The organism is Pseudomonas sp. IC_126 (assembly GCF_004331835.1).
GTDB lineage: Bacteria > Pseudomonadota > Gammaproteobacteria > Pseudomonadales > Pseudomonadaceae > Stutzerimonas.
Genome location: NZ_SJSS01000003.1, coordinates 284,947 through 309,189 on the forward strand (window position 1 = coordinate 284,947; position 24,243 = coordinate 309,189).

Sequence of the window (24,243 nt, forward strand, 5' to 3'; positions counted from 1 at the left end):
CGACGAATGAATCTTAAAAATAACAATAAATGCTGCGGCGCGATGGCGCCGACGGTAAGTGAGGTCAGATATGCAAGCAATGCCGCTATCCATGATTTCCGTGAACGACACACCTGCGCCGTATAAAGAACCCCTGTCGCTCGCTGAGTACGATGCGCTCGTACAAATCATCCAGGAAGGTTCGCTGGACAGTGACACGCTCACCCGGGCGCTCGAGGCCTTGCGGATTTGTTTTCGCGCCAATTACGTCACGCTGATCCTCAAGGTGGTCGGCATGGACGAGATGGGGCTGATGCTAGTGGCCGGCAACTACAAAGAGCACGGCCGGCTCTGCTACCAGGCCTACCAGGAGGGTTCCACGCCCTTTGGCAACCAGCCCGTGGATACCGTCTTCACCGAGCTGGACGTGCTGTCGGAAGCGGACTGGAAAACCTCAAGTTATTACCTCGATCTGTGCCGCAATTACGATGTTTCCCATCTGATGGGCGCCGATATCACCACCCCGGATTCTGGGCTGGTTCGCTTGCGCGTCACCCGCGCTCACGCTGCGCCCGAGTTCGACGCGCGCGACCGTGAAATCTGCAGACTGTTGATGCCACACCTGCGTCGCAGTCTGCATATGCACAACCTGCTCAACCGCAGCGAAATGATTGGCGCGCTTTATTCACAGGCCATTACCCGTCTCTCGGTAGCCACCATCGTGCTCGACGGAAGCGGCGCGGTGCTGCAGCTCAATGAAGTTGCGCGTGAGCTGCTGGAGCGGGCCGATGGTCTGAAGCTGATAGGCGGGCGCCTGGAGGCGACCTATCCGAGCGATAACCGCGAGCTGCACAAGCTGATCAACGAAGCTTTTGCCGCTCATCAGGGCCAACGGGCACTGACACGCGATGCGCTGTCCATCTCGCGGCCCTCGGGGGAAGTCAACCTGGGCGTTGTGGCCGAACCCATGCCTGCGGTTGACTGGGTCGAGGGCAAGGGGCAGCCCGCCGTGGTGTTGTATGTGCGCGATGCGGTCGGTAAGTCCCAAGTCAACAATGCGGTAGCCAAGCAGCTGTTCAACTTCACGCCGGCGGAAACCGCTCTGGCACTGGAGTTGGCCAACGGCTTGTCGCTCGAGGAGGCGGCGGAGAACCTCAATATCATGCGCAACACCGCTCGCGCCCATCTGCGCGCGATCTTCTCCAAGACCGGCGTGCGCCGTCAGGCGGAGCTGGTGCGGGTCGTGCTCAACAGCGTAGTCGCCCTCGGTGGCAACCAGCTGACGCCGCTGAAAATACCTGTCACGACCTTGCCACGTCCGTTTTTCCGGGACGTGCGCTGACGGCCGCAGACGAGCGTGTCTGCCTGTACGTCATCCGCCGCGGAAGGTCTACACCTCCGCGGGTGTCTCACAGCGTCGTATAGGGTCTGTTGCCGTTTCGTGCGCGGCCGCGCCGGCCCGGCCCGAAGGGTTGCGCGGCAAATCTCGCCATGCTGCGTTGCGGGACTTGGCAAGGGAGCGCCCATTACCTGCCTCCCACGCGATCCACATGGATGTGGTGAATGCAGCAGGCCCGCCGGGAGCGGGCGCTGCCTTGCCTGGTGAGATTTGGCGCAGCAACGCGGCTCGCGACGAAACGGCAACAGACCCCTAGTCCATCTGAGGGATGAGGGCATCGCCCGTCTTGTCGATTATCGCTATACGCCGTGTGGTTTTAGCCACGGTTCCAGCGAATAAGAACAATGCCTCTGAGGACCCTGATATGACGCAACTGCTCGATATCAAAGCTGCCGCTTCAACCGGCCAGTATCGCTATGCCCGTGGTTGGCACTGCCTGGGTGTCGCCAACGACTTCCGTGATGGCAAGCTGCACACCCTGAACATCTTCGGTACCCGCCTGGTCGCGTTCGCCAATGAAGCGGGCACCATCAGCATTCTGAACGCGCATTGCCCGCATATGGGAGCCGACCTGTCCCAGGGTGAGCTGGTCGATGGCCAGGTGGTCTGCCCCTTCCACCATTGGAAGTTCGAGGCGAGCGGCCGCTGCGCCGAGATCCCGTACTGCAAGCGTATTCCGCCGAAAGCCAAGACCCGCAGCTGGCAGACCTGCGAGGTGAACCATCTGCTATTTGTCTGGAACAACCCGGAGGGCAATCCCCCGGCAGCGGACGTCGAGATTCCTTACTTGCCCGAGATCGACAGCGACGAGTGGGACAACGACTGGCACCTGGATACCATGCTGATCGAAACCAATCCACGAGAGCTGGTGGACAACCTGGCAGACGCCCAGCATTTCGGGCCGGTGCACGGTACGCCCACCACCTACTTCGCCAACGTGTTCGAAGGGCATGTCGGGCACCAGATCTTCCATGGAGATTCGGGGCGGCTGGGCGGTGATCTCGTCGCAGAGTCGGCCTATTACGGGCCTGCTACCCACTTCACCCGCATGAAGGCCAACTTCGAAGGCTTGCTGGTAGAAAGCATTCTGCTGAACTGCCACGTCCCGGTCACGCCTGAGAGTTTCGAGCTGCGCTTTGGTGTGCTGGTAAAGAAAGTGCCGGGTTGGAGCGAAGAGCAGAACAAGGAGCTTGCGCTCCAGTACGTCGCGAACAACCGCACCTCGTTCTATCAGGACGTCGACATCTGGAAGAATAAGGCGCGTATCGACCATCCTGTTCTGGCTGAGGGCGACGGTCCGGTGTACCAGCTGCGCGAGTGGTATCAGCAGTTCTTCATGGATGAGGCCGACGTGCCGGCCAGCAGGGCCGAACGGCAGGAAATCGTGACGGTCGACCGTCGCTGATACATACCGCTCCGGCTGACGCCTCCCTCCAAACTAGGTGCGAGGCAGCGCTAAAGCCGCTCTGCGCCGCATGAAAGACAGGGCCACGACCAGACCGCTAGCGTTGCTCTGTCTTTTCCTCTTCAGGCTCTGCTTGCTCTTCGGCTCGCTCGTATGCGTTTTCCGCTTCTTGCTCGGTCATGCGCGGATCCGGGTCGACGCCAGTCGGATTTTCGTAGCCATGTGCCGACTCCTCGCCGCTCTGGCTCGGATTCGCATGCTGGCGGTCATCGGTGTTTTCCTGATTGGCTGCTGCGCTGGTTGCGATGAGCAAGGCGAGAACCGCGGTGGCGATGTTCGGGATGGTCATGAGGGGCCTCGATAGTTGAGTCGGGGGTTCTGCTTCGACCCGGTACCGTGGCGATCGTTAGCTCCATCCATCCGCATGTGTCGCGCCGCGACGGGTGAGGCGAATCCATGGTTTGACCGAGTCGGATCCAGGTGAATGCTCTAGTTCGCTCCGGCCGGGGCGGAACTTAAGCCTCTACCGCCGGTCGAGTTAACCTGGCAACACTGCCGATCGGCGGAGCCGATAGGGATAGGAACGCTTGCGGCGCGCAGCAGGCTAAGTGGTTGCGCGAACTGTAGTGAAGCAGCTCGTCCGAGGATGACGCTGCGATATGGAAGGGTAGTTGGATGGATATCAACCGGGTAAGCGCAAGGGATGTCGACAAGGCACATTATGAATTGGTCGTTATTGGATCGGGTTTTGGCTCCAGCTTCTTTCTGACCGAAGCGCTGAAGCACCTTACCGGGCGTGCGCTGATCATCGAATGGGGGGATTTCCATCCCTGGGACTGGCAGATCCAGACGCAGAGCAGTTCGGCGATCGCACCCGAGTCCACGTACGACAATCGCGGCGAGAAGCCCTGGAACACCACCATCGCGCTCGGCGGCGGCATGAATTGCTGGTTCTCGCAGACCCCTCGGTTGCACCCCAGCGATTTCGCCACGCGCAGCCGCTATGGCGTCGGCAATGACTGGCCGCTGAGCTACGAGGATCTTGAACCCTATTACTGTCAGGCCGAGCAGATCATGTCGATTGCCGGCGACGAGGACATGGCTAAGGTGCTGCCGCGCAGCCAGCCATTCCCGCAGCCGCCGCACAAAGGCTCGTCGATCGACATGATCATGAAGCAGGCAATGCCTGACCATCACTTCATCATGCCGACCGGCCGGGCTCGGGTGGCGACCGGTACCCGCGGCGTCTGCTGCGCGAATGCGACCTGCAATCGATGCCCGGTCAACGCCAAATTCACGGCACAGAACGGTCTGGCTGACCTGTTCAATCATCCCAAAGTCGACGTCTGCCTGAAGACAGAGGTCCGCACGCTCGAATACGAAGGCAACACCGTCAAGGGCGCCACGATCCTTTCCGAGGGTCGCGAATTCAAAGTTTTCGGCGATCTGTTCGTGCTCGGCGCCAATGCCATCCAGAGCCCGGCGATCCTGCTGCGTTCGGATATCGTCAATGGCGAAACCGGCATGGGCCTGCATGAACAGGTGGGCGCGAACGTCGAGGTCTATCTCGACGGCCTGGGCAATTTTGATGGCAGTACCATCACCACTGGCCTGAACTATTCGCTTTACGACGGTGAATTCCGCAAGGACCATTCGGCCTGTCTGGTCTATTTCGAAAACCGTTGGCCGTATGGCCTGCGTCCGGAGCGTGGCCGCTGGAACCAGACGCTGCCGTTGATGTTGGTCAGCGAAGACCTGCCCAACGTGGAAAACCGCGTCCTCATCGATCCGAAAAACGGGCAGGCGATCATCGATTACCGAGGCGAGTCCGACTACGGCATGAAAGGCGTCCAGTACGGTCTGGACAGTCTGGAAAAGCTGCTCGCGCCGCTGCCGGTCGAGTCGATCAATTTCCGGGAATGGCGTCTGACCGAGTCCCACGTCCAGGGCACTCTGCGCATGGGACAGGTCGATGACGGCTCGGTGGTCGACGGCCAGATGCTGCATCACCGCATGCGGAATCTCGTCGTCGTGGGCACCGCAACCTACCCGAGCTGCTCTCCGGCCAATCCGAGCCTGACCGCGGCCGCCTTGTCCATTCGTGCCGCCGATCTGCTCTATAGCTAAGGAATGCCCATGAAGCGCCGCACGTTACTGCTCTCATCCGCCGCCGCGCTGGGCGTTGCTGCTGTCGGCTCGGCAGCCTGGGTGTACGAAGACCGCCAGGTATTCATTCCCGAACTGTTGCACCAGCTTGTCGGTGACTTTCAGATGTCGGACGAGGATCAGCGAAAGTTCGTCGATGCGATGGCCGGGCACTATGGTTCGGAGAAGCTCACGGCGCTGATGGGGTTGTACAAGATCCGCCAGCAAACCGGTGTCGGCAGCGCCTATACCAATCTTCGGGTGGACAACTTCGAACGTAGACTGCTGACGGATTTCATGGTCTCGACCGACTACCTGCGCCGCCAGCAGGAAGCGAATCCCGTCGTGACCTTTCTCGGTTATAGACTGCCCTGCAGCAATCCCTACGCGAAATTCGACGGTCTGAGCTAACGACGCCTTGGCTTAATGCAGGCTCTGTTTTGCCGTAGCAGCGAATGATCGGCTGGCCGCTGGCTCGAGCGGCTTGTCCTTTTAGCGGTCAGCGAGTGCCAGCTCGCTGATCAGCATCCCGCACGAGACCCGGAAAAGCTGATCGCCACGTCTGATCGTGAGCGGCGCTCGCTCCGCGATCACCGCGCCGTTGCCGAGCATGCGTTCGATGTGGGTGCGCAACTGGTGATATTGCCTGGTGTAGTCCCGGTTCATCTTGCCCCCGTAGCTCTGGTGTTGTTCGGGTCCATGGTCTAGGACCAACGACAGACCGATTCGTCGCACACAAGTAAAGATTTCCGTGCAATCACTCGTCTGGATATTGGCGAGCGACACAGCCGCACCGTTGGTATATGGATGGATAGCTTGTAGTATCAATTCGCTATCGCGGTCGCGAAGCTTTCAAACGGATGAGACAAAGCGCAATGAACGAGCATGCCGTACCGGTGTTGATCGCATTTCTGACTGTGGCTGGTATTGCGGCGTTTTTGCTGCGTCGAGCATTCAAGGCATTGGATCGTCAGCAGAACGACGCGGGGTCGGTACAGATTTCGCCCAGTCGCGACGGGCGAGATGACAGCCAGGTAGAACCCCGTTCTGCACCATAGTCGCCAATCTGTGTCCCTTCGGTGGGCCGCTTAGGCCAAGCCCAAAGGCGCGATATTGTCGGCCTTGGCTCTACCTATCGAGGAGTTGGGTCAGGCTGCTCGGCACCAGGCCGGTCCAGCGTTTGAACGATCGGCGAAAGTTGGTGGTGTCGTTAAAGCACAGGTAACTCGCGACTTCCTCATTGCTGTAACCCTTCATCTGATAGAGATAGAGCGCGACGTGCTTGCGCACCAGATCGAGCTGTTCCTGAAAATGAGTACCCTGTTTTTGCAGCTTGCGCTTTAAAGAGGCAGGGCTCATCTCGAACGCCTGGGCGACCCGTTCGAGGTTCAGCGGTGCGCGGATGTTGGCGTGAAGGTAGTCGTACAGCTGATCGATAAAGCTACATTGCCAACCGAGGCTCGCCAGTTGTGCATGGCTGGCCTGCTGGGCAACCTGGCCAGCGGTGGCTGAGGCATTTGGCCAAGGTGCGTGCAGGTACTCGTGAGGCAGGCTCATCATCGTCCACTGGCTGTCGAACGTCAGGTTCTCGCTCAGATGGACCCAGTACTGTTCGATGTGGCGTGGCTGCGAATAGCTGAAATAAAAGCGCCACGGCAGTCGCTCCCCCGATAGGCGCCGGGTCATGGCGACCACCGCAGTCAGGCTGGCCTCAACCAGAAAACGCTGCTGGTCTTCCGTGCCCCAACTTTCCACCCAGTACAGATGAGCCTGCTTGTCGTCGAGCAGTAGCCGCGGTGTCAGCAGAGGGCTGAGCAACGCGCGGAATTGCTGCAGGTGTTCCAGTGCCTGGAGCAGCGTGCAGGCGTGGTTCAGCGCGTGGCTGGTTTCGCCGTAATGGCCTGGCAGCAGTCGTTGCCCGAACAGAAAACTGCTGTCATCGGCGTCCAGCAAGCGTTGCGCATTGCTGATCAGCGTGAGCAATTGCGCCGGGCTGATGCGTGCTCGGCCGCTGGTGATGTCCTCGTAGAACAGCCCGGTGCCGCGCAGCAACTGATGGCTGCCGATCCCGCGCGACAGCGCCAGGTCGATCAATACGGCCGGTTGGTGATGAGCCGCGATGAAACGCGTGTCGCATTCGTAACCGAGGGGCATGGTCGTTTCTCAGGCGCAGCGCGGCAGTTGCTGTTTGGTCTTGGCCAGGTTCAGGTTGAGGCGTTTGAGGAATTGCTCGGCGTCCTCGTCGAAGGCCATCACCGTCGCGGTGCTGGCGCGCAGGTGCACCCGCTCTCCGTGCTGCGCGGTTTTGTGCGCCAGGCTGACTACGGCCTGGCGCAGTTCGTCGGCAATTGAACGGGCCTGGGCCTCGCCGGTGTTCGGCAACACGGCAACGAAGCGATCCCCCGCCAACCTGCAGAGCAGGTCCTGGCGGCGAAGATTGAGCAGCAGCAGGTGGGCCATCGCCTGCAGCACGGCGTCGCCCTCGGCCTGACCGTAACGCAGGTTGAGCGCGTTGAAATCGTCCAGATCCACGACCACCAGTGACAAGGGTTGCTGCTCCGCCTGGGCCTGCGCGAGTGCCAGTTGCACGTGCTGGCGCAGATATTCGGCGGCGCCTAGCGGAGTTAGTTTGTCGAACAGCCGGTGCTCACGGAATCCCTTTTCGCGCTTGCTCATCTGCTGGCTGATGGCGCGCTGTTCCTGATTCAGGTGATAGATGCCCAATGTCAGCAACACCAGGCCGACGGGCATCGGCGCGGTTTCCAACCAGTTATCCCAGGTCGCCAATTCCGGCAGTTGGATGAACTCATCCAACGCATCCATCCACCAGGACAGGAATACGCAGGCAAGGCCGAGCGCTAGCAGCCGCGTTACTCGGCCGGCGGGACGACTGTGCAGCAGCATGATCAGCCAGACCAGCGCCAATACCGCCGAGCCGCCTTCGCCGGCCACGTCCATCCAGTCGATCTCAGCCCAAGGCTTGAGCTGGCCGGTGGCGAGGTAGATCTGCAGGCCGAAGTTGGCCGCGAATGCCAGGCCGAGCAGGGTCAGGGCATGCAGCTTTAGAAAGGATTTCATCGGGTCTCCGTGGCGAGGGCGCGCCAGTGCGTGAGGGGCACGGAAACAAATGAATGTGACGCTTGGATGAATGGGGAGGGGGTTGAATTGGCTCAGGCGTTATTTCGGGTTGGTTAGCCTTTTACGGCTCTCGCCGCATCCATGCGGCTCGCCCCTCTCCATGGCGGCTACGCTCACCCTCCTGAAAGGGGCGTCCCGAGTCGCCTGTTGATCTGCAGCAAATCGAAAGACTAAGCACTGTAGGGTGGGCTTCAGCCCACCGTGACGGAGTGGAGCCCTGCTATTGGTGGGCTAAAGCCCACCCTACGGGGCTGGAGGCGGCTTCGCGGCTTGGTTTGGCTTGGCTTCGGTGCACGCACTAACAGACGACACCAAACGCCCCTTCAGGAGCGAAGCGCAGGGCCGGATGCAGAGGCAAGCGTTTTTGACCGCGCTGATACGCGCAGCGGCACGAACCGCAAACCCACAAATGCGTCCCCGTGATCCATCAGACAGGTCATATCGGCTCATTCCACACCGGAGACCACCCCAACAAGCCCAGTCTGCCGCCCCATCCCCAACCCCTGTCACAGAACCGCCATATCCCCCACATACCGTCCGCTGCAGTTCCGGGATGGACCCGGTAAACAGCGTTCGGGGGATTGTTCATGAGCACATACCGCAGCGGCATCCGCCATGCAGGATTCCGTATCAGCCTGTTGGCCCTGGCCGTCAGCGCCGGTTCGGCCTGGGCGGAGGAGCCGCTTGTCATGGAACACGTCGAGGTGATCGGCCAGGCGGTTAGCATCGACAAGGCGCTCAAGGAGCAGCGCAGCGCCGATAGCGTCAAGAGCGTGGTGCACGCCGACGGCATCGGCCAGCTGCCGGACGACAACGCCGCCGAAGCGTTGCAGCGTATCCCTGGTCTGTCGGTCGAGCGCGACCAGGGCGAAGGGCGCTTCGTCAGCGTGCGCGGCATTGCACCGGACCTTAACAGCGTGACCATCAACGGCACGCTGGTTCCTTCGCCGGAAAGCGGTCGCCGCGCGGTGGCGCTGGACGTGTTGCCGTCGGAGCTGGTGCAGTCGCTGTCGGTGGTCAAAACACTCACACCTGACATGGATGCCAACTCCTTGGGCGGCACCATCGAGGTGGAAAGCCTGTCCGCCTTCGATCACGACGGCCTGTTCTATAGCGTGAGCGGCGAGGGCAGCTACGACGATAACGTCAGCAAGACCAGCCCTAAGTTTTCCGGCGCCTTCAGCAACCGTTTCAGCCTGGGTGATGGCGTCGACAATTTCGGCGTCGCTGCGGCGCTGAGCTGGCAGGAGCGAGATTTCGGCTCGGACAACGTCGAAACCGGCGGCGCCTGGGATTTCGAGGATGGCGCGCGACTTGGCGAGCTGGAGCAGCGCGATTATGAAATCACCCGCGAACGTGCCGGCGTTGGCCTCAACTTCGATTACAAGCCCGACGACCTCAGCAGTTATTACCTGCGCACTCTTTATAGCCGCTTCAAGGACACCGAGACGCGCAACGCCGCAGGTGTCGAGTTTGCCGACGCGCAACTGGCAGGGGAGCTGGGCGAAGCCGAAGGCTGGCGTGAGCTGAAATCGCGCGAAGATACCCAGACTATCCAGTCGTACGTGTTCGGCGGCGAGCGCATGATGGGGCTCTGGACGCTGAGCGGTCAGGCCGGCTACAGCGAGGCGCGCGAGCGCAATCCGGGCGGCATCGCCGGCGCCACCTTCGTAGGCGACTTCAGCGACGCGGGTTTCTCCAGCACGCGCAAGCCGAGCCTGGCGATCGACTCGTCGTTCTACGATCCAGCGAGTTTCGAGCTGGACGAGGTGGAGTGGGAAAAGAGCGATGCGCGTGACCGAGAAAAGAACATTCGCCTGGACCTCGCCCGTGATTACGACATTCGGGGCTACGCCTCCCAGTTCAAGGTCGGCGGTAAGCTCAGCCGGCGCGACAAGACCAACGACGTCGATATCTGGGCCTACGATGATTTCGCTGACCTGACCCTGGCTGACTTCCAGAGCGGCAAGGTCGACTATGCCCTTGGCCGCTTTGGTCCGGGTATCGATGCTGGCGGGTTGGAAGGGCTGATCGGTGGCCTGGACGCCAGCGAGTTCTACGACGAGCAAGAGTCGCGCATCGGTGACTTCGACATGAGCGAGGACATCAACGCCGCCTATTTCATGAATACCCTGGACCTGGACCAATGGCGCATCATTGCCGGCCTGCGCTACGAGGGCACCGAGTTCAGCGCCAAGGGAACGGGCCTGCGCGACGGCGAGTTCGAGGCCGTCTCCAGTGATAACCGGTACGACCATTGGCTGCCGGGCCTGCATGCCCGCTATCAACTGACCCCCAACACTCAATTGCGTGCCGCCTGGACCAATACCGTGGTGCGCCCGACCTTCGAACAACTGGCGCCGGGCTTCGTTATCGATGGTGAAGATGCCGCGTTCGGCAATCCCGACCTCAAGCCGCTAGAGTCGATGAATTACGACCTCGGCATCGAGCACTACATGGGCCGCGCAGGTGCCGTGTCGGCTTATCTGTTCTACAAGGACATCGACAACTTCATCTACAACACCGATCTGGCCGGTACGGGCCAGTGGGCCGGCTTCGACGAGGCGCTGAGCTTCGAGAACGGCAGCAGCGCCAAGCTCTACGGTATCGAGCTGTCCTATTCGCAGAAGCTCGACTGGCTGCCGGCGCCGTGGAACGGAGTGTTGCTGGGTGCCAACGCCACCTTCAGCAAGTCCGACGCCGATATCGAAGGGCAGGGCGGACAGCGCAGCATCGATCTGCCGAACCACTCCGATACGGTCGGCAACCTGATGGTCGGCTGGGAGAACGACGTCTTCAACATGCGTCTGGCTGCCAACTACAAATCCGAATACCTGGCCGAAGTCTCAGGCGTCGATGACGAGGCGCACGACCTCTACGCCGACGAGCAGCTGTTTCTTGATTTCAAGGCCGGCTACTTCATCACGCCGAACCTGCAATTGACAGTCGAGGCGCTGAACCTCACCGACGAGTCCTACTTCGTCTACACCGGGCGCCGCAGTTACAACGCCCAGTACGAGGAATACGGCCCGACCTACAAGCTCGGCCTGACCCTTACCCACTTCTGATCCCTTTCGCCGCCCCGATACCGACCTGTTCCTGACAGGGCGGCGTCGGCCGGCGGCTGCTGAATGGAATGACCATGAACGTAACTTTGCATAAACCTTTGCTGTTGAGCCTCTGCATTGCGCTGGCAGCCTGCCAGACGGCCAAGCACGACGAGCAGCCTTCGGCGGTACCGAGCCTTGCGTTTACCGATGGGGCAGTCGTTATGGAAGCGGAGAACGCCCAGCTCGTCCGCGATGATCGTTTCTGGCCGGGTGCCGACCAGCTGAAGATTCGCCCCGACGCCCGCGGGCTGCAGTTGTTCGATGCCCAAGGCCAGTTGCTAAGCCAGTTGAAGGGCCGGTTCGAAGGGCTCGATCACCGTGCAGGCGAGCACGGCTTGCTGGTCGCGACCATCGATCAGAAGCGCCAGCAGGCTGTATTGCTCGGATTGGACCGAGCGCATCGCTGGAGCCAGCCGTTGTATATCCCGAAGACCGATTTCGCTATCGAGGGGCTCTGTCTGTATCGAGACCCGGCACGCAACGAATTTGTCTTTCTGCTGGGTGAAGACGGTATCGGCGAACAATGGCTGATTGCCGCAGACGAGCGCCTGCTAAGCGCACCGCAACGGGTTCGCGGTCTGAGCCTGCCGCCGGAAAGCGGGTACTGCCAGGTCGACGACCAATCTGGTGAGCTGTTGGTGAACGAGGAGGGCGTTGGCGTCTGGAGCTACGCCGCTGATGCGGAGGCGCCCCTGCTCCGCCAGCCGGTAGATATCCGCCAGCCCTTCGGGAGCATCACGCAAGCCGCGGCCGGTATCGCTCTGGTGCCGGGCGGGTTGCTGGTGCTGGACCCGGAAACGGGCGCGTTGCATCTGTATCGGCGAGACGGCGGCATTTGGCTCAGCCATTCGGTGTTGCCGCTGGATGCGCTCGATGAACCGGAGCAGATAAGCGCTCGGCTGACGCAACGCGGCCTCGAGCTGTTGCTGATCGACGAGCGTGGTGCGCACAGGGCCCGTCTGGACTGGCAACCCGAAGCGTCTGCTGCGACGCCCGTCATCCCGGTATTGCCAGCGCAGGTCCAGACCGAACCGGTGCCGAGTCTGGGCGATGCGGCCGATGACCCGGCCATCTGGGTTAACCCGAACGACCCCTCCAACAGCCGAGTGCTCGGTACCGACAAAAAGGGCGGGCTGGGTGTCTACGACATGGCTGGCAAGCAGTTGCAGTACCTGTCGGTAGGCCGGTTGAACAATGTCGATGTGCGTTCGGGCTTTTCACTGGACGGCAAGCCGGTCGATCTGGCCGTCGCCAGCAACCGCGATCACAACAGTCTGCATTTATTTGCCATCGATCAACGCAGCGGGTGGCTGAGCGACATCGGGCAGATCGAGACGCTGCTTGGTGATATCTACGGCCTGTGCATGTTCAAGGACGAGCAGGGTGCCATCCACGCCATCGCCAACGACAAGGACGGCCGATTCCTGCAATACCGCTTGGATGGCGTCACGGGTGAGCCGCGCGGTGAATTGGTCCGTAGCTTCAAAGTCGAGACCCAGCCGGAAGGCTGCGTGGCCGACGACCGCAACCAGCGCTTGTACGTCGGTGAGGAAGACGTCGCGGTGTGGACGCTCGATGCCCGTGCTGACGCGCCGACCGTACTGGAGAAGGTCATCGGAGTGGGCGGCCCGGTGCACGACGACATCGAAGGTCTGGCGATCTACCAGGGCGAGAAGGCTGACTACCTGGTGATATCCAGCCAGGGCAACGACAGCTATGTGGTGCTCGATGCCCACGCGCCCTACGCCATGCGCGGCGCCTTCCGTGTGGGCTTGAACGCCCAGCTGGGTATCGATGGCGCTTCGGAAACCGACGGTCTGGAGGTCACCTCGGCCAATCTCGGAGGCATCTGGAGCCGCGGAATGCTGGTGGTGCAGGACGGCCGCAAGCGCATGCCCGAGGGGCCACAGAACTACAAGTACCTCCCCTGGGCGGCCGTTGCCGAGGCATTGGGTCTGGACTGAGCCGTCGTTCTGCCTATCTAGCGTGACTGTCATCGCATGGTCATGCCGGTGCAATCAAATACGAGGCCGTCGCGTCGGACGGCCTGGAGGAAACTATGCAAAGCACACTCGAACACATGTCGGTCTGGGGGCTGGTCAGCGAGGCCAGCCTGGTGGTGCAGCTGGTGATGATCACGCTGGTGCTGGCTTCGGTCGCCAGCTGGTATCTGATTATCCAACGGGGGGCCGCGTTGCGCCGCAGCGAACGATTGCTGAACACCTTCCTGCAACGCTTTCGCGGCGGCGGAGAACTCGCCCAGCTGTACCGGGAGGGCAGCGAACAGGCGCTCCCCAACGAGGCGGCATTGCAACGCATCTTTCTGGCCGGTTATCAGGAATTCAACCAGCTGCACCGCCAGCCTGGTATTGCACCGGATGCGGTGATCGAAGGGGTCGAGCGCAGCCTCTATGTGGCCATCGCGGAACAGGAGGAGCGGCTCGAGAGTGGTCTTCAGTTTCTTGCCACCGTCGGTTCGGTCAGCCCCTACATCGGCCTGTTCGGCACCGTCTGGGGCATCATGAATTCATTTCTCGGCCTGTCCATGGTGCAGCAGGCGACACTTTCGACCGTCGCTCCGGGCATCGCCGAAGCCTTGATCGCCACGGCCATTGGCCTGTTTGCCGCGATCCCGGCGGTGATGGCCTACAACCGCTTCTCCGCGCGTGGCCAGACGCTGAGCAGTCGCTATTACAGCTTCGCCAACGAGCTGCAGGCACGCTTGCATCGTCGCCTGCATGCCGCATCGCCCAGCGTAGCGGCAGCCGCCTGAAAGGAGCCTAGCCATGCTGGTCAAGCCACAGCGTAAACACGGCCCCAAGGCCGAAATGAATGTGGTCCCTTACATCGACGTGATGCTGGTGCTGCTGGTGATCTTCATGGTCACCGCGCCGATGCTGGTGCAGGGCGTGAAGATCGAACTGCCCAAGGTGGCCGCCGAGGCGATGCCCACGGAGAACGAGCGGCAGATCCTCACGCTCTCGGTGAAGGCCGACGGCGGCTTCTACTGGAACCTGGGCAGCGAGCTGAACGCCGAGGACCAGACCGACAGCGCCATCGACCTCGAGGAGATGCGGGAGAAGGTCGCGGCAATCATCGCCGAGCGCGGCGATACCCAGGTCTATGTGCGCGCCGATGACGCTGCCGATTATGGCCGCGTGGTGGCCGGGATCGCCGAGTTGCAGCGCGGCGGCGTGGTGAATCTGGGCCTGATCACCGAGGCGCCGCCCGGACAGCCCGCGCCATGAGCAGTCTGATCATGACATTGCCCAACAGCTTTCCAGCTCCCCGGCCGCAGTGGCTCAGCCATGCCAGCGCAGCGGTGGTGACCGTCGCGCTGCACGCGGCGGTATTCGGCCTGCTGTTGCACGGTTGGACGCCGGAGCTGACGGCACCCAGCTCAACACAGGTGCTCAAGACCCAGCTGGTCAGCTTGCCGGCTCCGCAACCGGTGCTCGCGGCGCCTGTCGAACCCGAGCCGACGCCGTTGCCGGAGCCAGTCGAGACCATGGTTCGAGACGTGGTCGAGGAACCGCAAGTCGATCCGCGAATCGAACAGCATCGGCTCGAACAGGCCGAGCTCGCCTACAAGCGCGCCGAACTGGAACGACGGGCCGAAGAGCAGCGCGTAAAAGAGCGGCAACGCAAGCAGCAGTTGGAGCGTGAGCGGCAAGAGCGGCTCGAGGTCGAGCGTCAGCAGCACGAAACCCAGCGTCGTGAACAGTTGGCCCGCGAGGCGCGACAGCGCGAGCAGGCAGCGCAGGCCGAAGCGGCTGCCGCCGCTGAACGAGCACGCCAAGCCGAAGCCGCCGCGGCTGCCAGTCGGCAGTACTTGCCGATCGCCAAGGATGCGCCAGCCTACCCGCAACGTGCGTTGGACAAGGGTATCGAGGGCACCTGCACCGTGAGTTATTCGGTCAACCCGCAGGGGCGGATCGAGAATCCGAAGGCGCTGGATGACTGCCATCCGCTGTTCATCCGTCCGTCGCTCTCTGCCGCCAAGAGCTTTCGCTATCAGCCTCGTGTCATCGACGGGCGTGCAGTGTCAGTGCCCAAAGTGAAGAACACCTTCCACTACCGCATCCAATGATGCGCAGCAGATCCATTTGCCGAACGAGCCATTGATGAAACAGGATTTTCAGAGTTTTCACGCCAACCTTTCAGCCCTCGACGATCAGGCCATTAACCCGAGCTCGAATGCCTCGCTGGGGCAACTGGTCGATCGCAGCCGGCGGAGCATGCTCAAGGGCAGTGTTGGTCTGGCCGCGCTCGGCTTTCTCGGCGCGAGCCTGAGCGCCTGCCGCAGCGCCGGGCAGTCTGATTCGCTGATCGGCTTCAGCGGGATCCCCACTCAGCTTGACCCGAAATTCGACAGCGTGCAGGTGGCGCCCGGCTACAGCGCGCGGACGTTCTTTTCCTGGGGCGATGCGGTGCTGGCCGACGCACCAGAGTGGAACCCGGACGCCAGCGACGACTGGCAGGCCCAGCTCAAGCAGGCCGGCGACAACCACGACGGCATGCATTTCTTCCCGTTTCCAGAAAACCCGGACAGCCACGGCTTGCTGGTGATCAACCATGAGTACGTCAATCCGCCACTGCACCCCAACGGCATGACGCTCACCGACGGCAAGCGCCCGCTGGACGAAGTGCGCAAGGAGCAGGCGGCACACGGCGTCAGTGTCATCGAAGTGAAGAAGGATGCGCAGGGACAATGGCAGCGGGTCATGCCGTCGCGCTACAACCGCCGTATCTCGGCGATGACGCCTATGGCCGTCAGCGGACCGCTGGCCGGTAACGACGCGCTGAAGACCGCCTCCGACCCGAGCGGGCGGGAAATCATCGGTACGCTGAACAACTGTTCCAGCGGCTTCACGCCGTGGGGCACCTATCTGGTGTGCGAGGAAAACTGGCACAACTACTTCGTCAACCACGACGCCGCGGACCTGGCCACGCGCGTCTCGCACAAGCGCTACGGTATTGCCGGCGAAGGGCTGAGCAAGCTCTACGGCTGGGAGACCGCCGATCCGCGCTTCAACGCCACGCCGGACCCGGCGCAACCCCACAATGGCCATGTGCACGAGCCGAACCGTTTCGGCTGGGTGGTGGAAGTCGACCCGTTCGATCCGCAGAGCACGCCGATCAAGCGCACCGCGTTTGGCCGATATTGCCGCGAATGCTCCGTTCTGTCGTTGGGCGAGGATGGGCGCATGGCCTTCTATTCGGGCGACGACACCAAGGGCGAATACGTCTACAAGTTCGTCCCCAGCGGGCGCTACGTGCCGGGTGCTGATCACGCCAACCGTCAGCTGTTGGACAGAGGCACGCTCTACGTGGCGCGCTTCAATGCCGACGGCAGCGGCGAGTGGCTGGCGTTGATGCACGGGCGGAACGGCTTGAGCGCCGCGAACGGTTTCGCCGACCAGGCCGAGGTACTGCTCAACGCCCGCGCCGCTGCCGATCACGTCGGAGCGACACCTATGGATCGGCCGGAATGGGTGGCGGTGCATCCTCACAGTCGGGAGGTCTACGTGACGCTTACCAACAATGATGGCCGTGGCGTGAAGCAGCCAACCGACAAGGCCAACCCGCGACCGAACAACCTGCACGGGCAGATCCTGCGCTGGAACGAGCAGGGCGGAGATCCGACCGCGACGGTCTTCACCTGGGAAATCTTCCTGTTGGCCGGTGAGCGACGCGGCGCTAAAGACGCGGACGGCCAGCCGGTGCCGGCTCATCTCACCGGGACCATCAACGGGGATATTTTTTCTTCGCCAGATGGCGTGGCGTTCGATGGCGCCGGCCGGTTGTGGATCGAAACCGACTACGGCGACGAGGAGCCAGCGATGCAGGCCATGGGCACCAACCAGCTGCTATGCGCCGACCCACGGACCCGTGAGGTGCGGCGTTTTCTGGTCGGCCCGCGCGGGTGCGAGATCACCGGCATCACCTGGAGCCCGGACTACCGGGCCATGTGGATCAATGTGCAGCATCCCGAGCTGAGTTTTCCGGCCGGCGACGGCAAGACTCGCCCGCGTTCCTCAACGGTGCTCATCACCAAGAGCGACGGAGGCGTTATCGGCACCTGACAGCGAAGCTTCGAACGATGGGCAGGTCTGTGGAGATTCATCCGCAGGCTACATGCACGCCGCATGCACCGGAGCTCGGTGGTGCGCGGAGCGCACCCTACGTCGAAGCCGTGCCGCTTCACGGCTAGGCTTAGAGCCGGCTCACCCGTTGCAGATGCACGCTAAACGCTTCGGTGAACGTTTCGGTAAACGCCCGGCTCTAAAACATGCAGATACATTTCCTGTTGCATGTAACCAAGGAGCTGGGCCATGGCAAACCCGCATTTGCGTACTCGTATTTCCCTCGCCGTACTTGTCGCTTGTGTTCCTCTCGTCAGCCAGGCGGATCTGTACTCGCTGAAGATCGAGAACGACATCATCGCCACCGGTAGTGACGGTCATTACACCAACGGCTTCGAGCTGATGCGCTCGTTCAAGCCCGAGGCCGATCACTGGACGCGCGGGTTCGCTGGGTCCATGCCGGGTTGGGCGGCGGAGGAGGTCGATAACGTGGCCTATCGCTTCGGGCATCAGATCTACACTCCGAACGAGATCGAACAGGCCGAGCTGATCGAGGACGATCGGCCTTATGCCGGCCTGTTGTTCGCCGGAATGTCGCTCTTTTCCGATATACAGCACGAGGGCTGGCGCGAAGCCAGCGGCCTGCACCTCGACGTGGGTGTAGTCGGGCCGGCTGCGGGCGGCAAGAGAATTCAGCGCTGGGTGCATGATGCGACCGACAGCGACGAGCCCAGGGGTTGGGACAACCAGCTGCGCAACGAGCCCTTCGTCAACCTCGGCTACCAGAAACGCTGGTGGTTGCAGCAGCGCTTCGCCGGGCTGGAAATGGAGTACGGGCCGAGCGCAGGCGTCGCGCTCGGCAATCTCTACACCTACGGTTCCGCAGGCCTGGGCGTTCGTATCGGCCAGGGCCTGGCGCGCAGCTTCAGCATCCCGGCAGTGGCGCCCGCACAGAGTGGCAGCATGTTCTTCGACCAGGGCGGCGGGTTCGCCTGGAGCCTTTTCGCCAACCTCGAAGGACGCTACATGGCCCACAACATGCTGCTGGAGGGCAATACCTTCAAAAGCAGCCATTCGGTCGACAGCCGCGAGTGGGTTGGCGATGCCAAGGCCGGCGTGGCGCTGACTTGGAACAGCTGGCAACTGGCGTTTGCCAGTGTCTGGCGGACCCGCGAATTCAATGGCCAGGACGAACACGATCAGTTCGGTTCCCTGACGCTTTCCGCCTGGTTCTGATGCGAAGTGGTGCGCGTTGCTGTAGGGCCGAATTCATTCGGCCAATGCGCGGCCTGCTTGGCCAAGCCCGAACGAGTTCGCCCTACGAACGGGGTAGACCGGTTATTTCTTCACCCAACTGCCGTTGAGCTGGATGATCTGCCCTGAGGGGGTCTTCTCGATGGCCTTCTTGCCGGCAATCGCCTCGACATCGCTGACGGCGATGCCGTTCTTCTGCGCCAGACGGTGATATTCGGCGCGCCGCGCCTGGTTGATCTGACTGGCGATATCTTCCGCCTGGCCACCGGACTGCACCACACCCAGATAGCCGTCGGGCTTCTCGCCGAGCTGGCCGCTGGCCTTGGCCTGACCGAGAGCGGCCATGGCTTCATTGAGGGTCATAGCGGCGGCGGGCAGGGCCAGGCACAGCGCCAGGAGCAGGGTGCCGAGTTTCAGATAGCTTTTCATAAGGCTCCTTAGAACAGGCCGCTGTCTTCGTTGATGATCGAGTCGAGCTGCTTGTCGACCTTGATATAGATCTCGTGCTCGATTTTCACGTTGAGGTTGATGTTGATCGGCTCGTTGGGCACAGCCAATTCCACTCTTGGGGTGCAGGCGCTGGCGAGCAGGGCCAGCGCCAGAATGCTGATCGGATAGCGCAACCGCATAACGGTCTTCTCCTGTTCGGGGTGGCGGATACATTGCCTTATCTGAGGCGCTCCTGCACCCGCCTTTGAATGGTTTCGCTGACGCGATCGGACAGTTGCAGGCTGGTCAGCAGAGCCGGAATGTTCTCTTCGAGGTTGATCGAAAGGTTGATCGGGCGACCGCCTTCCAACGCCGGATTGCGACCGTGCAGCTTGAGCCCCAGGTCGAGCGTACCGTCGGCGGCGTAGTGCACGTCGCTGGCGAGCAGGTCGTAGTGAAAGTCATCCAGGGCCTCGGTCACCAGACGCATCGCTGGGTTGGACTGGCCGAGCGCCTGAATTTTCGCTGAGCGGAACCGCAGCACGCCGCCCGGCTCCCGCGCCTGCAGCGAGCCGCGTTCGATGCTCACGCCAGCCTCGCTGCGCTGCAGCTGCAATTCGCCATCAATTACGCCGGTGCCGGACAGGCCTTCGGCGGGGTAGGCCTCGAGCAATAACGGCAGTTGTAGACCGCGCAAATGCGCGCTCAGCTGCTGCGTGCCGGCGTCCAGGTCCGCCTCGCCGGGGTCGAGCCAGAGCCGGCCGCCCAGCAATTGCACCTCTGCGGTGCTCCAGGCGAGACGGCCCCGATCGAGGTGATCGATGTCGCCCGTATATACGCCGCCGAACCGCAGCGGGCCGAAGGTGAAGCCGGGATTGGCTTCCCGCAGGATCAGTTCGGGAATCTCCAGGCGCAGCTGGTTTCGCCGCAGCGCAATCGAGAGATTCGCGTCCAACCCGCTCAGTTCGGTGCGGTCGTAAATGCCACCGAGCCCTTTGACGCTGAGCGTCGCGCTCGCCTCGGGAAGACCATTGGCAGGCAGGTCGAGCTGACCTTGCCCCTGCAGCCTTCCAGTGCTCAGTTCCAGAACCTGCGGCCAGTCGGTGAGCGTCGCAGCCAACGGATTGCCCGCGCGCAGGAACAGTTCAGGAAGGCTTGCATTCAGCCGCGTCGCGCCGCTGGACCAGTTGTGGTTGAGCGTCAGAGGGAGCGTGAGCCCGGCGTCGTTTTGCAGCGGGCCTTCGAGCGAAAGCTGTTCGCTTCCGGCAACGAGTTTGCCGCTCCATTGCCAGCCCATGGGGCGCAGCGCCGGTTGCCGGAGTTCGGCGATCTTGAGCGTGGGCTTGCCTTCGATTGACAATTCGTCCCACTGCTGGTCGTCGGAGTCAAGAGCGATATCGAGCCCGGATGGGTCAAGTTGCACGCTGTTAGCCACCACATTGGCGCCGCTGCTCAGACGAGCCAGTGCGATCTGTGAGCCTTTCTCGAACTGGATATTGGCTGCTTCCATGGTTGCGCGGCCACGCATCCGCAGATCGGCTTCAAGGTCGGTCAAGGTCATTTCCGCCAACGAAAGCGCTCTGCTATCCAGCATCAATCTGGTTTGCTCGAAGGACAGCGCATAGGGCGCGGCGGTTTCGAGCGCGATCAGGCTATCGAGTGTGAGCGGCGTAGCCCCGCTCGCGTTCAGGCGCATCTGCAGCGGTATCGTGGACGTTGTTTCAGTGGCCGGCGCTGGCGTGATCTGCAGACTGATCGCGTCGGGTCGCAGCGGTGCCGGAAGGGCTTCGACCAACGTGGCCGCCGGGCGCAGTTGCAGATCGGCGGTCAGTTCGGTAGGTAGCCAGATGCCACGGTTGGCTTCGGCTGTTGCATCCAATCGTCCCTGCAGTTGACCGATGCCGGGTACCGGCCAGGGTGCGGGCAGATGGCTCGACAGGCGTAGCTCGCCATCGAGCACACGCCATACACCCGTAAGGTCGCCGGTATCGATCTGCAGCGACCAGCCCGCGCCAATGCGCATCTGCTCCGGCAATTCGGGCAAAGCTGGCGGTGCGTAGGCCAGCCATTCGCCCAACCACTCCAGCAGCCAAGGCGCTTCCGGCAGCTCGCTCATGGCCAGCGTGCCGCGCCATTGTGTCGAGTCGGCCTCTGGCGTCAGCCGGTTTTGCATGGACAGGCGCTGCTGGTCGTCCAGTTGCAATTGCAGATCGGCATGGGTGTCGGCGCCCCGTTCGTGGATGTCCAGCGTCAGTGCCAGCCGATGCGTGTCGTGATGTAGCTGCAGGTTCAGTGTGGCGGGTAGCACCTCTCTACCGGCGTGCTGCCAGCTCAGCTCGCCCTGTTCCTGACAGGTACCGCTGGCGCAGGGCAGGGTGGTGACGAGCGAAGCGATATGGCCGCTACGGGGCAACCAGGCCGTCCAGCGTTCCAGTTGCTGGCGGCTGGGCAGGGCGGTGGGTTCGCGCTCATCACTCGCGTTGGGCACCGGCTGCCACTGTACGTCGAGGTGATCGATGCGTAGCGACCGGAGCGGCAGCGGTCGCCACCAGTTCGCGATGCCGAGGCGCAAATTATCGACCGTTACCGCGAGCCGTTCGTCGGATGCGGTCTGCCTAACCAAGACAATTTGTCGCACGCGTAGCTGATCGGTCGACAGGCGCAACCCGTCGATGTCGAGCGTGACGATATCGAACTCACGCTTGAATTCTTGCCAGCGCAAGCCACCGTAGACGGCAATGCTAAGAACCAGCAGAACCACTCCCGCGACCGTCCAGCCTAGGACCCTGCGCCCCTTCGTCATGACTTATCCCGTTGTGACCGATGCCCAAGCATAAGCCGGTCATTGCGGGTATTGCGATGTGCCCTAACTGGCAGCACCCGACGACCGGTCAGGCAGTACAAAGTTCCCCGTTAGCCGCTCAAACCTGCGCAAAAGCCGCTTGGGACGGGCTCTCTGCGCTTGCTGCCACAAACTTGTGCACATTTCGCGAGCGGGCTTGTCAAGCGCTTATGACAAACTGTCGCAAATCGTACGGACGCATAGATCATTAATAACTTGCTGAAAAATAAGGAGATTTTCTACTGGCGAAAAAAACGCCAGTTTAACTGCAGCCCACTAACCATAAGCGCTAGCGGGATTTGTAACCCGTTTGCCCACAGAGTTATCCACAGCTTTTGTGGATGAAATTTTTATGTGATACGGATCGCCTTTCTGCAAATTTTGCAAGGCTTTAACTCTAAGAAAAAAGGAGTAGAGTGCGCGCCCTGTCCTCGAACCCCTTCGGTACTCATGAGAACGCGCTCTACCGCTTCGACTTCCGTCGATAGCCTATCAACGTCCCCGCGCTTGCCGTTGCGCATGGCGCTATGGCTGCTGGACAACCAGCATCTAGGACAAACCAAGAGTGTCAAACGAATCGCCGGTCGGATGCTCAAGCAGCCCGCGCGCGAGGGCGTGGTCGAAGCGCAGAGTCGGCTCGGGCGGCTGCTCTGCACCGACTGCGACAGCCAGCGTGATCGGCGCATCGGTTTCGAAATGCTGCGCCAGGCCGCCCGTGCCGGTGATTGCCAGGCGCAGCTGGAGCTGGGGCAGCTGTATTGTCAGCCGCAGTACCGCGAGTTGAGTAAGGCCCGGCATTGGCTGGAGCAAGCCGCTGCGCAAGGTTCGGCTGAGGCATCGAGCGCTCTACAGCGCTTCTCCGCGAAGCGCTGACACAGGCGACCGGCAAACGACGGCTGGCTATACTGCCCGGCAATTCAGCCGGAGCCGTTCATGCCTCTTGACCCCATCTATCTGTTCGCCGGGCTTGGTTCCCTTTGTGTGCTGTTGGCTGCCGTGGCCGTCGCGTTGCAGCTTCGTCTCTCTCGGCGTCAGGCCGAACTTGCCTTGTTCGACGAGCGGCTCGCCCAGGCCACCATGGCGCAGGAAGGTCTGAGTGCGCAGCTCGAAACCAGTCGTCTGGCACACGCCAACCTCAACGAGTCGCGCGCCGCGCTGCAGGCCGAACTCGCGGCGCTGCGCCGCGAAACCGAGTGGCTACAGGCTCAGCGCCTGGAATCCCGCGATGCGCTCAATGATCTGGAAGCCGAGCGCGATGCGCAGCAATCCGAGCTACGAGCCCTGAGCGCTGCTCATGCCGCCGTTACCGCCGAACTCAACGAACAGCAGAAGACCCACGAGCAGCGCCTGATTGATCTGCAGAGTGCTCGCGACGAGCTGCGGGCGCAGTTCGCCGAGTTGGCTGGGAAAATCTTCGAGGAACGCGAACAGCGCTTTACCGAGGCCAGCCACGAGCGGCTCGGGCAATTGCTCGACCCTTTGAAGGAACGCATCCAGTCGTTCGAGAAACGAGTCGAGGAAAGCTACCAGAGCGAGGCGCGCGAACGCTTTTCCCTGGCCAAGGAGCTGGAGCGGTTGCAACAGCTCAATCAGCGTCTGGGCGACGAGGCGACCAACCTGACGCGTGCGTTGCAGGGGCAGAAGACTCAAGGAAACTGGGGCGAGCTGATTCTCGAGCGCGTGCTGGAACATGCAGGACTGGAGAAGGGCCGCGAATACCATACGCAGGTCAGCTTGAAGAGCGCCGATGGCGAACGCTTCCAGCCCGACGTGCTGATCCAGCTACCGGGCGACAAAAAGGTCGTGGTGGATGCCAAGGTCAGCCTCACCGCGTATCAGGCGCTGACCTGCGCCGAAGACGAAGGCAGCCGCGCGTTGGCGCTCAAACAGCACGTACTGTCGCTGCGCAGTCACCTGAAAGGGCTGTCGTTGAAGGATTACCAGCGGCTCGAAGGGCTGCAGAGTCTGGATTTCGTGCTGCTCTTCGTGCCGATCGAGGCGGCATTCGCCGCGGCGTTGCAGGGCGATCCCGAGCTGTTCCAAGAGGCTTACAGCAAGCACATCGTAATAGTCAGCCCGACCACTCTGCTTGCCACATTGCGGGTGATCGACAGTCTCTGGCGGCAGGAGCGGCAAAGCCAGAACGCCCGTGAGATCGCCGAACGGGCCGGTGCGCTTTACGACAAGTTCGCCGCCTTCATTCAGGACCTGGACGAGATCGGCACGCGTCTGCAGCAACTGGACAAGGCCTTTATCGGGGCGCGCAACAAGCTCACCGATGGGCGGGGCAATTTGGTTGGTCGTGCCGAGCAGCTGAAGCTTCTGGGCGCGCGTGCGAGTAAGAAGCTGCCGGCCGACTGGCTTGAGCGTGCCGGGGCGGAAACGCCGTTGGAAGAGGCTGGGGAATAACCGACGGAGGCGGCGTGCTGCGGCGTATGCGGTTTTTTGCGGGAGGT

The 24,243-nt window shown here is 61.9% G+C and carries 20 protein-coding genes; 13 read left to right on the top strand and 7 right to left on the bottom strand.

The features are described 5' to 3' along the window. The first annotated feature begins 70 nt into the window (after positions 1 to 70). Together E0D86_RS12235 and E0D86_RS12240 are read left to right on the top strand one after the other, a co-directional pair. Positions 71 to 1,321: a helix-turn-helix transcriptional regulator gene (locus E0D86_RS12235; RefSeq protein WP_231752230.1), complete on the top strand. Its 1,251-nt coding sequence runs from the start codon at positions 71 to 73 to the stop codon at positions 1,319 to 1,321. A 421-nt stretch (positions 1,322 to 1,742) separates the two neighbouring features. Next, positions 1,743 to 2,783: a Rieske 2Fe-2S domain-containing protein gene (locus E0D86_RS12240; protein WP_131650310.1), complete on the top strand. Its 1,041-nt coding sequence runs from the start codon at positions 1,743 to 1,745 to the stop codon at positions 2,781 to 2,783. A gap of 97 nt (positions 2,784 to 2,880) precedes the next feature. On the opposite strand, the gene E0D86_RS12245 is transcribed toward E0D86_RS12240, so the two are convergent. Further along, positions 2,881 to 3,132 carry a hypothetical protein gene (locus tag E0D86_RS12245; RefSeq protein ID WP_131650311.1) on the bottom strand — a complete coding sequence of 84 codons (252 nt, stop codon included), beginning with the start codon at positions 3,130 to 3,132 and terminating at the stop codon, positions 2,881 to 2,883. 326 nt (positions 3,133 to 3,458) lie between these two features. Here E0D86_RS12245 and E0D86_RS12250 point away from each other — a divergent pair, with 326 nt between their 5' ends. Continuing rightward, a complete protein-coding gene (locus tag E0D86_RS12250; RefSeq protein WP_131650312.1) occupies positions 3,459 to 4,910 on the top strand; it encodes a GMC oxidoreductase in 1,452 nt (483 codons plus the stop codon). Positions 4,911 to 4,919: 9 nt separating this feature from the next. Continuing rightward, a complete protein-coding gene (locus E0D86_RS12255; RefSeq protein ID WP_131650313.1) occupies positions 4,920 to 5,339 on the top strand; it encodes a hypothetical protein in 420 nt (139 codons plus the stop codon). 81 nt (positions 5,340 to 5,420) lie between these two features. Here E0D86_RS12255 and E0D86_RS21405 read toward each other — a convergent pair whose 3' ends face one another. The 3 genes from E0D86_RS21405 to E0D86_RS12265 all read right to left on the bottom strand — a co-directional run bounded on the left by E0D86_RS21405 (position 5,421) and on the right by E0D86_RS12265 (position 8,006). Further along, positions 5,421 to 5,594 (bottom strand): hypothetical protein, encoded by a 174-nt coding sequence (locus tag E0D86_RS21405; protein ID WP_165914240.1) that lies wholly within the window; start codon positions 5,592 to 5,594, stop codon positions 5,421 to 5,423. 462 nt (positions 5,595 to 6,056) lie between these two features. Continuing rightward, a complete protein-coding gene (locus E0D86_RS12260) occupies positions 6,057 to 7,082 on the bottom strand; it encodes an AraC family transcriptional regulator (protein ID WP_131650314.1) in 1,026 nt (341 codons plus the stop codon). A 9-nt stretch (positions 7,083 to 7,091) separates the two neighbouring features. Next, on the bottom strand, positions 7,092 to 8,006 hold the full coding sequence (locus E0D86_RS12265) for a GGDEF domain-containing protein (protein ID WP_131650315.1): 915 nt from the start codon (positions 8,004 to 8,006) through the stop codon (positions 7,092 to 7,094). A 647-nt stretch (positions 8,007 to 8,653) separates the two neighbouring features. On the opposite strand from E0D86_RS12265, the gene E0D86_RS12270 reads away from it, so the two are divergent. The 7 genes from E0D86_RS12270 (at position 8,654) to E0D86_RS12300 (ending at position 18,498) form a co-directional block, all read left to right on the top strand. Next, complete coding sequence (locus E0D86_RS12270; protein WP_131650316.1) at positions 8,654 to 11,134, top strand: TonB-dependent receptor; 2,481 nt, start codon at positions 8,654 to 8,656, stop codon at positions 11,132 to 11,134. 74 nt (positions 11,135 to 11,208) lie between these two features. Next, complete coding sequence (locus tag E0D86_RS12275) at positions 11,209 to 13,140, top strand: phytase (RefSeq protein WP_131650317.1); 1,932 nt, start codon at positions 11,209 to 11,211, stop codon at positions 13,138 to 13,140. A 95-nt stretch (positions 13,141 to 13,235) separates the two neighbouring features. Further along, entirely contained in the window at positions 13,236 to 13,949 is a 714-nt protein-coding gene (gene tolQ / locus E0D86_RS12280) for a protein TolQ (RefSeq protein ID WP_131650318.1), read from the top strand. A 13-nt stretch (positions 13,950 to 13,962) separates the two neighbouring features. Then, positions 13,963 to 14,424, top strand: a complete 462-nt coding sequence (gene tolR, locus E0D86_RS12285) for a protein TolR (protein WP_131650319.1) — start codon at positions 13,963 to 13,965, stop codon at positions 14,422 to 14,424. After that, on the top strand, positions 14,421 to 15,266 hold the full coding sequence (locus tag E0D86_RS12290) for a TonB family protein (RefSeq protein WP_131650320.1): 846 nt from the start codon (positions 14,421 to 14,423) through the stop codon (positions 15,264 to 15,266). Before tolR ends, E0D86_RS12290 begins: the two co-directional genes overlap by 4 nt. 34 nt (positions 15,267 to 15,300) lie before the next feature. Beyond that, complete coding sequence (locus tag E0D86_RS12295) at positions 15,301 to 17,262, top strand: PhoX family phosphatase (RefSeq protein WP_131650321.1); 1,962 nt, start codon at positions 15,301 to 15,303, stop codon at positions 17,260 to 17,262. 249 nt (positions 17,263 to 17,511) lie between these two features. After that, positions 17,512 to 18,498 (top strand): lipid A deacylase LpxR family protein, encoded by a 987-nt coding sequence (locus E0D86_RS12300; protein ID WP_131650322.1) that lies wholly within the window; start codon positions 17,512 to 17,514, stop codon positions 18,496 to 18,498. Between the two features lie 102 nt (positions 18,499 to 18,600). Here the strand turns inward: E0D86_RS12300 and E0D86_RS12305 are convergent, their stop codons facing one another. From E0D86_RS12305 to E0D86_RS12315, 3 genes are read right to left on the bottom strand one after another with little or no spacing between them, the layout of a single operon-like run. After that, a complete protein-coding gene (locus E0D86_RS12305) occupies positions 18,601 to 18,945 on the bottom strand; it encodes a YdbL family protein (protein ID WP_131650323.1) in 345 nt (114 codons plus the stop codon). Positions 18,946 to 18,953: 8 nt separating this feature from the next. Further along, complete coding sequence (locus E0D86_RS12310; protein ID WP_131650324.1) at positions 18,954 to 19,145, bottom strand: YnbE family lipoprotein; 192 nt, start codon at positions 19,143 to 19,145, stop codon at positions 18,954 to 18,956. 38 nt (positions 19,146 to 19,183) lie between these two features. Then, entirely contained in the window at positions 19,184 to 21,748 is a 2,565-nt protein-coding gene (locus tag E0D86_RS12315; RefSeq protein WP_131650325.1) for a YdbH domain-containing protein, read from the bottom strand. A 558-nt stretch (positions 21,749 to 22,306) separates the two neighbouring features. On the opposite strand from E0D86_RS12315, the gene E0D86_RS12320 reads away from it, so the two are divergent. Both E0D86_RS12320 and rmuC read left to right on the top strand, forming a co-directional pair. After that, complete coding sequence (locus E0D86_RS12320) at positions 22,307 to 22,660, top strand: tetratricopeptide repeat protein (protein ID WP_131650326.1); 354 nt, start codon at positions 22,307 to 22,309, stop codon at positions 22,658 to 22,660. Between the two features lie 60 nt (positions 22,661 to 22,720). Next, entirely contained in the window at positions 22,721 to 24,196 is a 1,476-nt protein-coding gene (gene rmuC, locus E0D86_RS12325) for a DNA recombination protein RmuC (protein ID WP_131650327.1), read from the top strand. Positions 24,197 to 24,243: the final 47 nt, after the last annotated feature.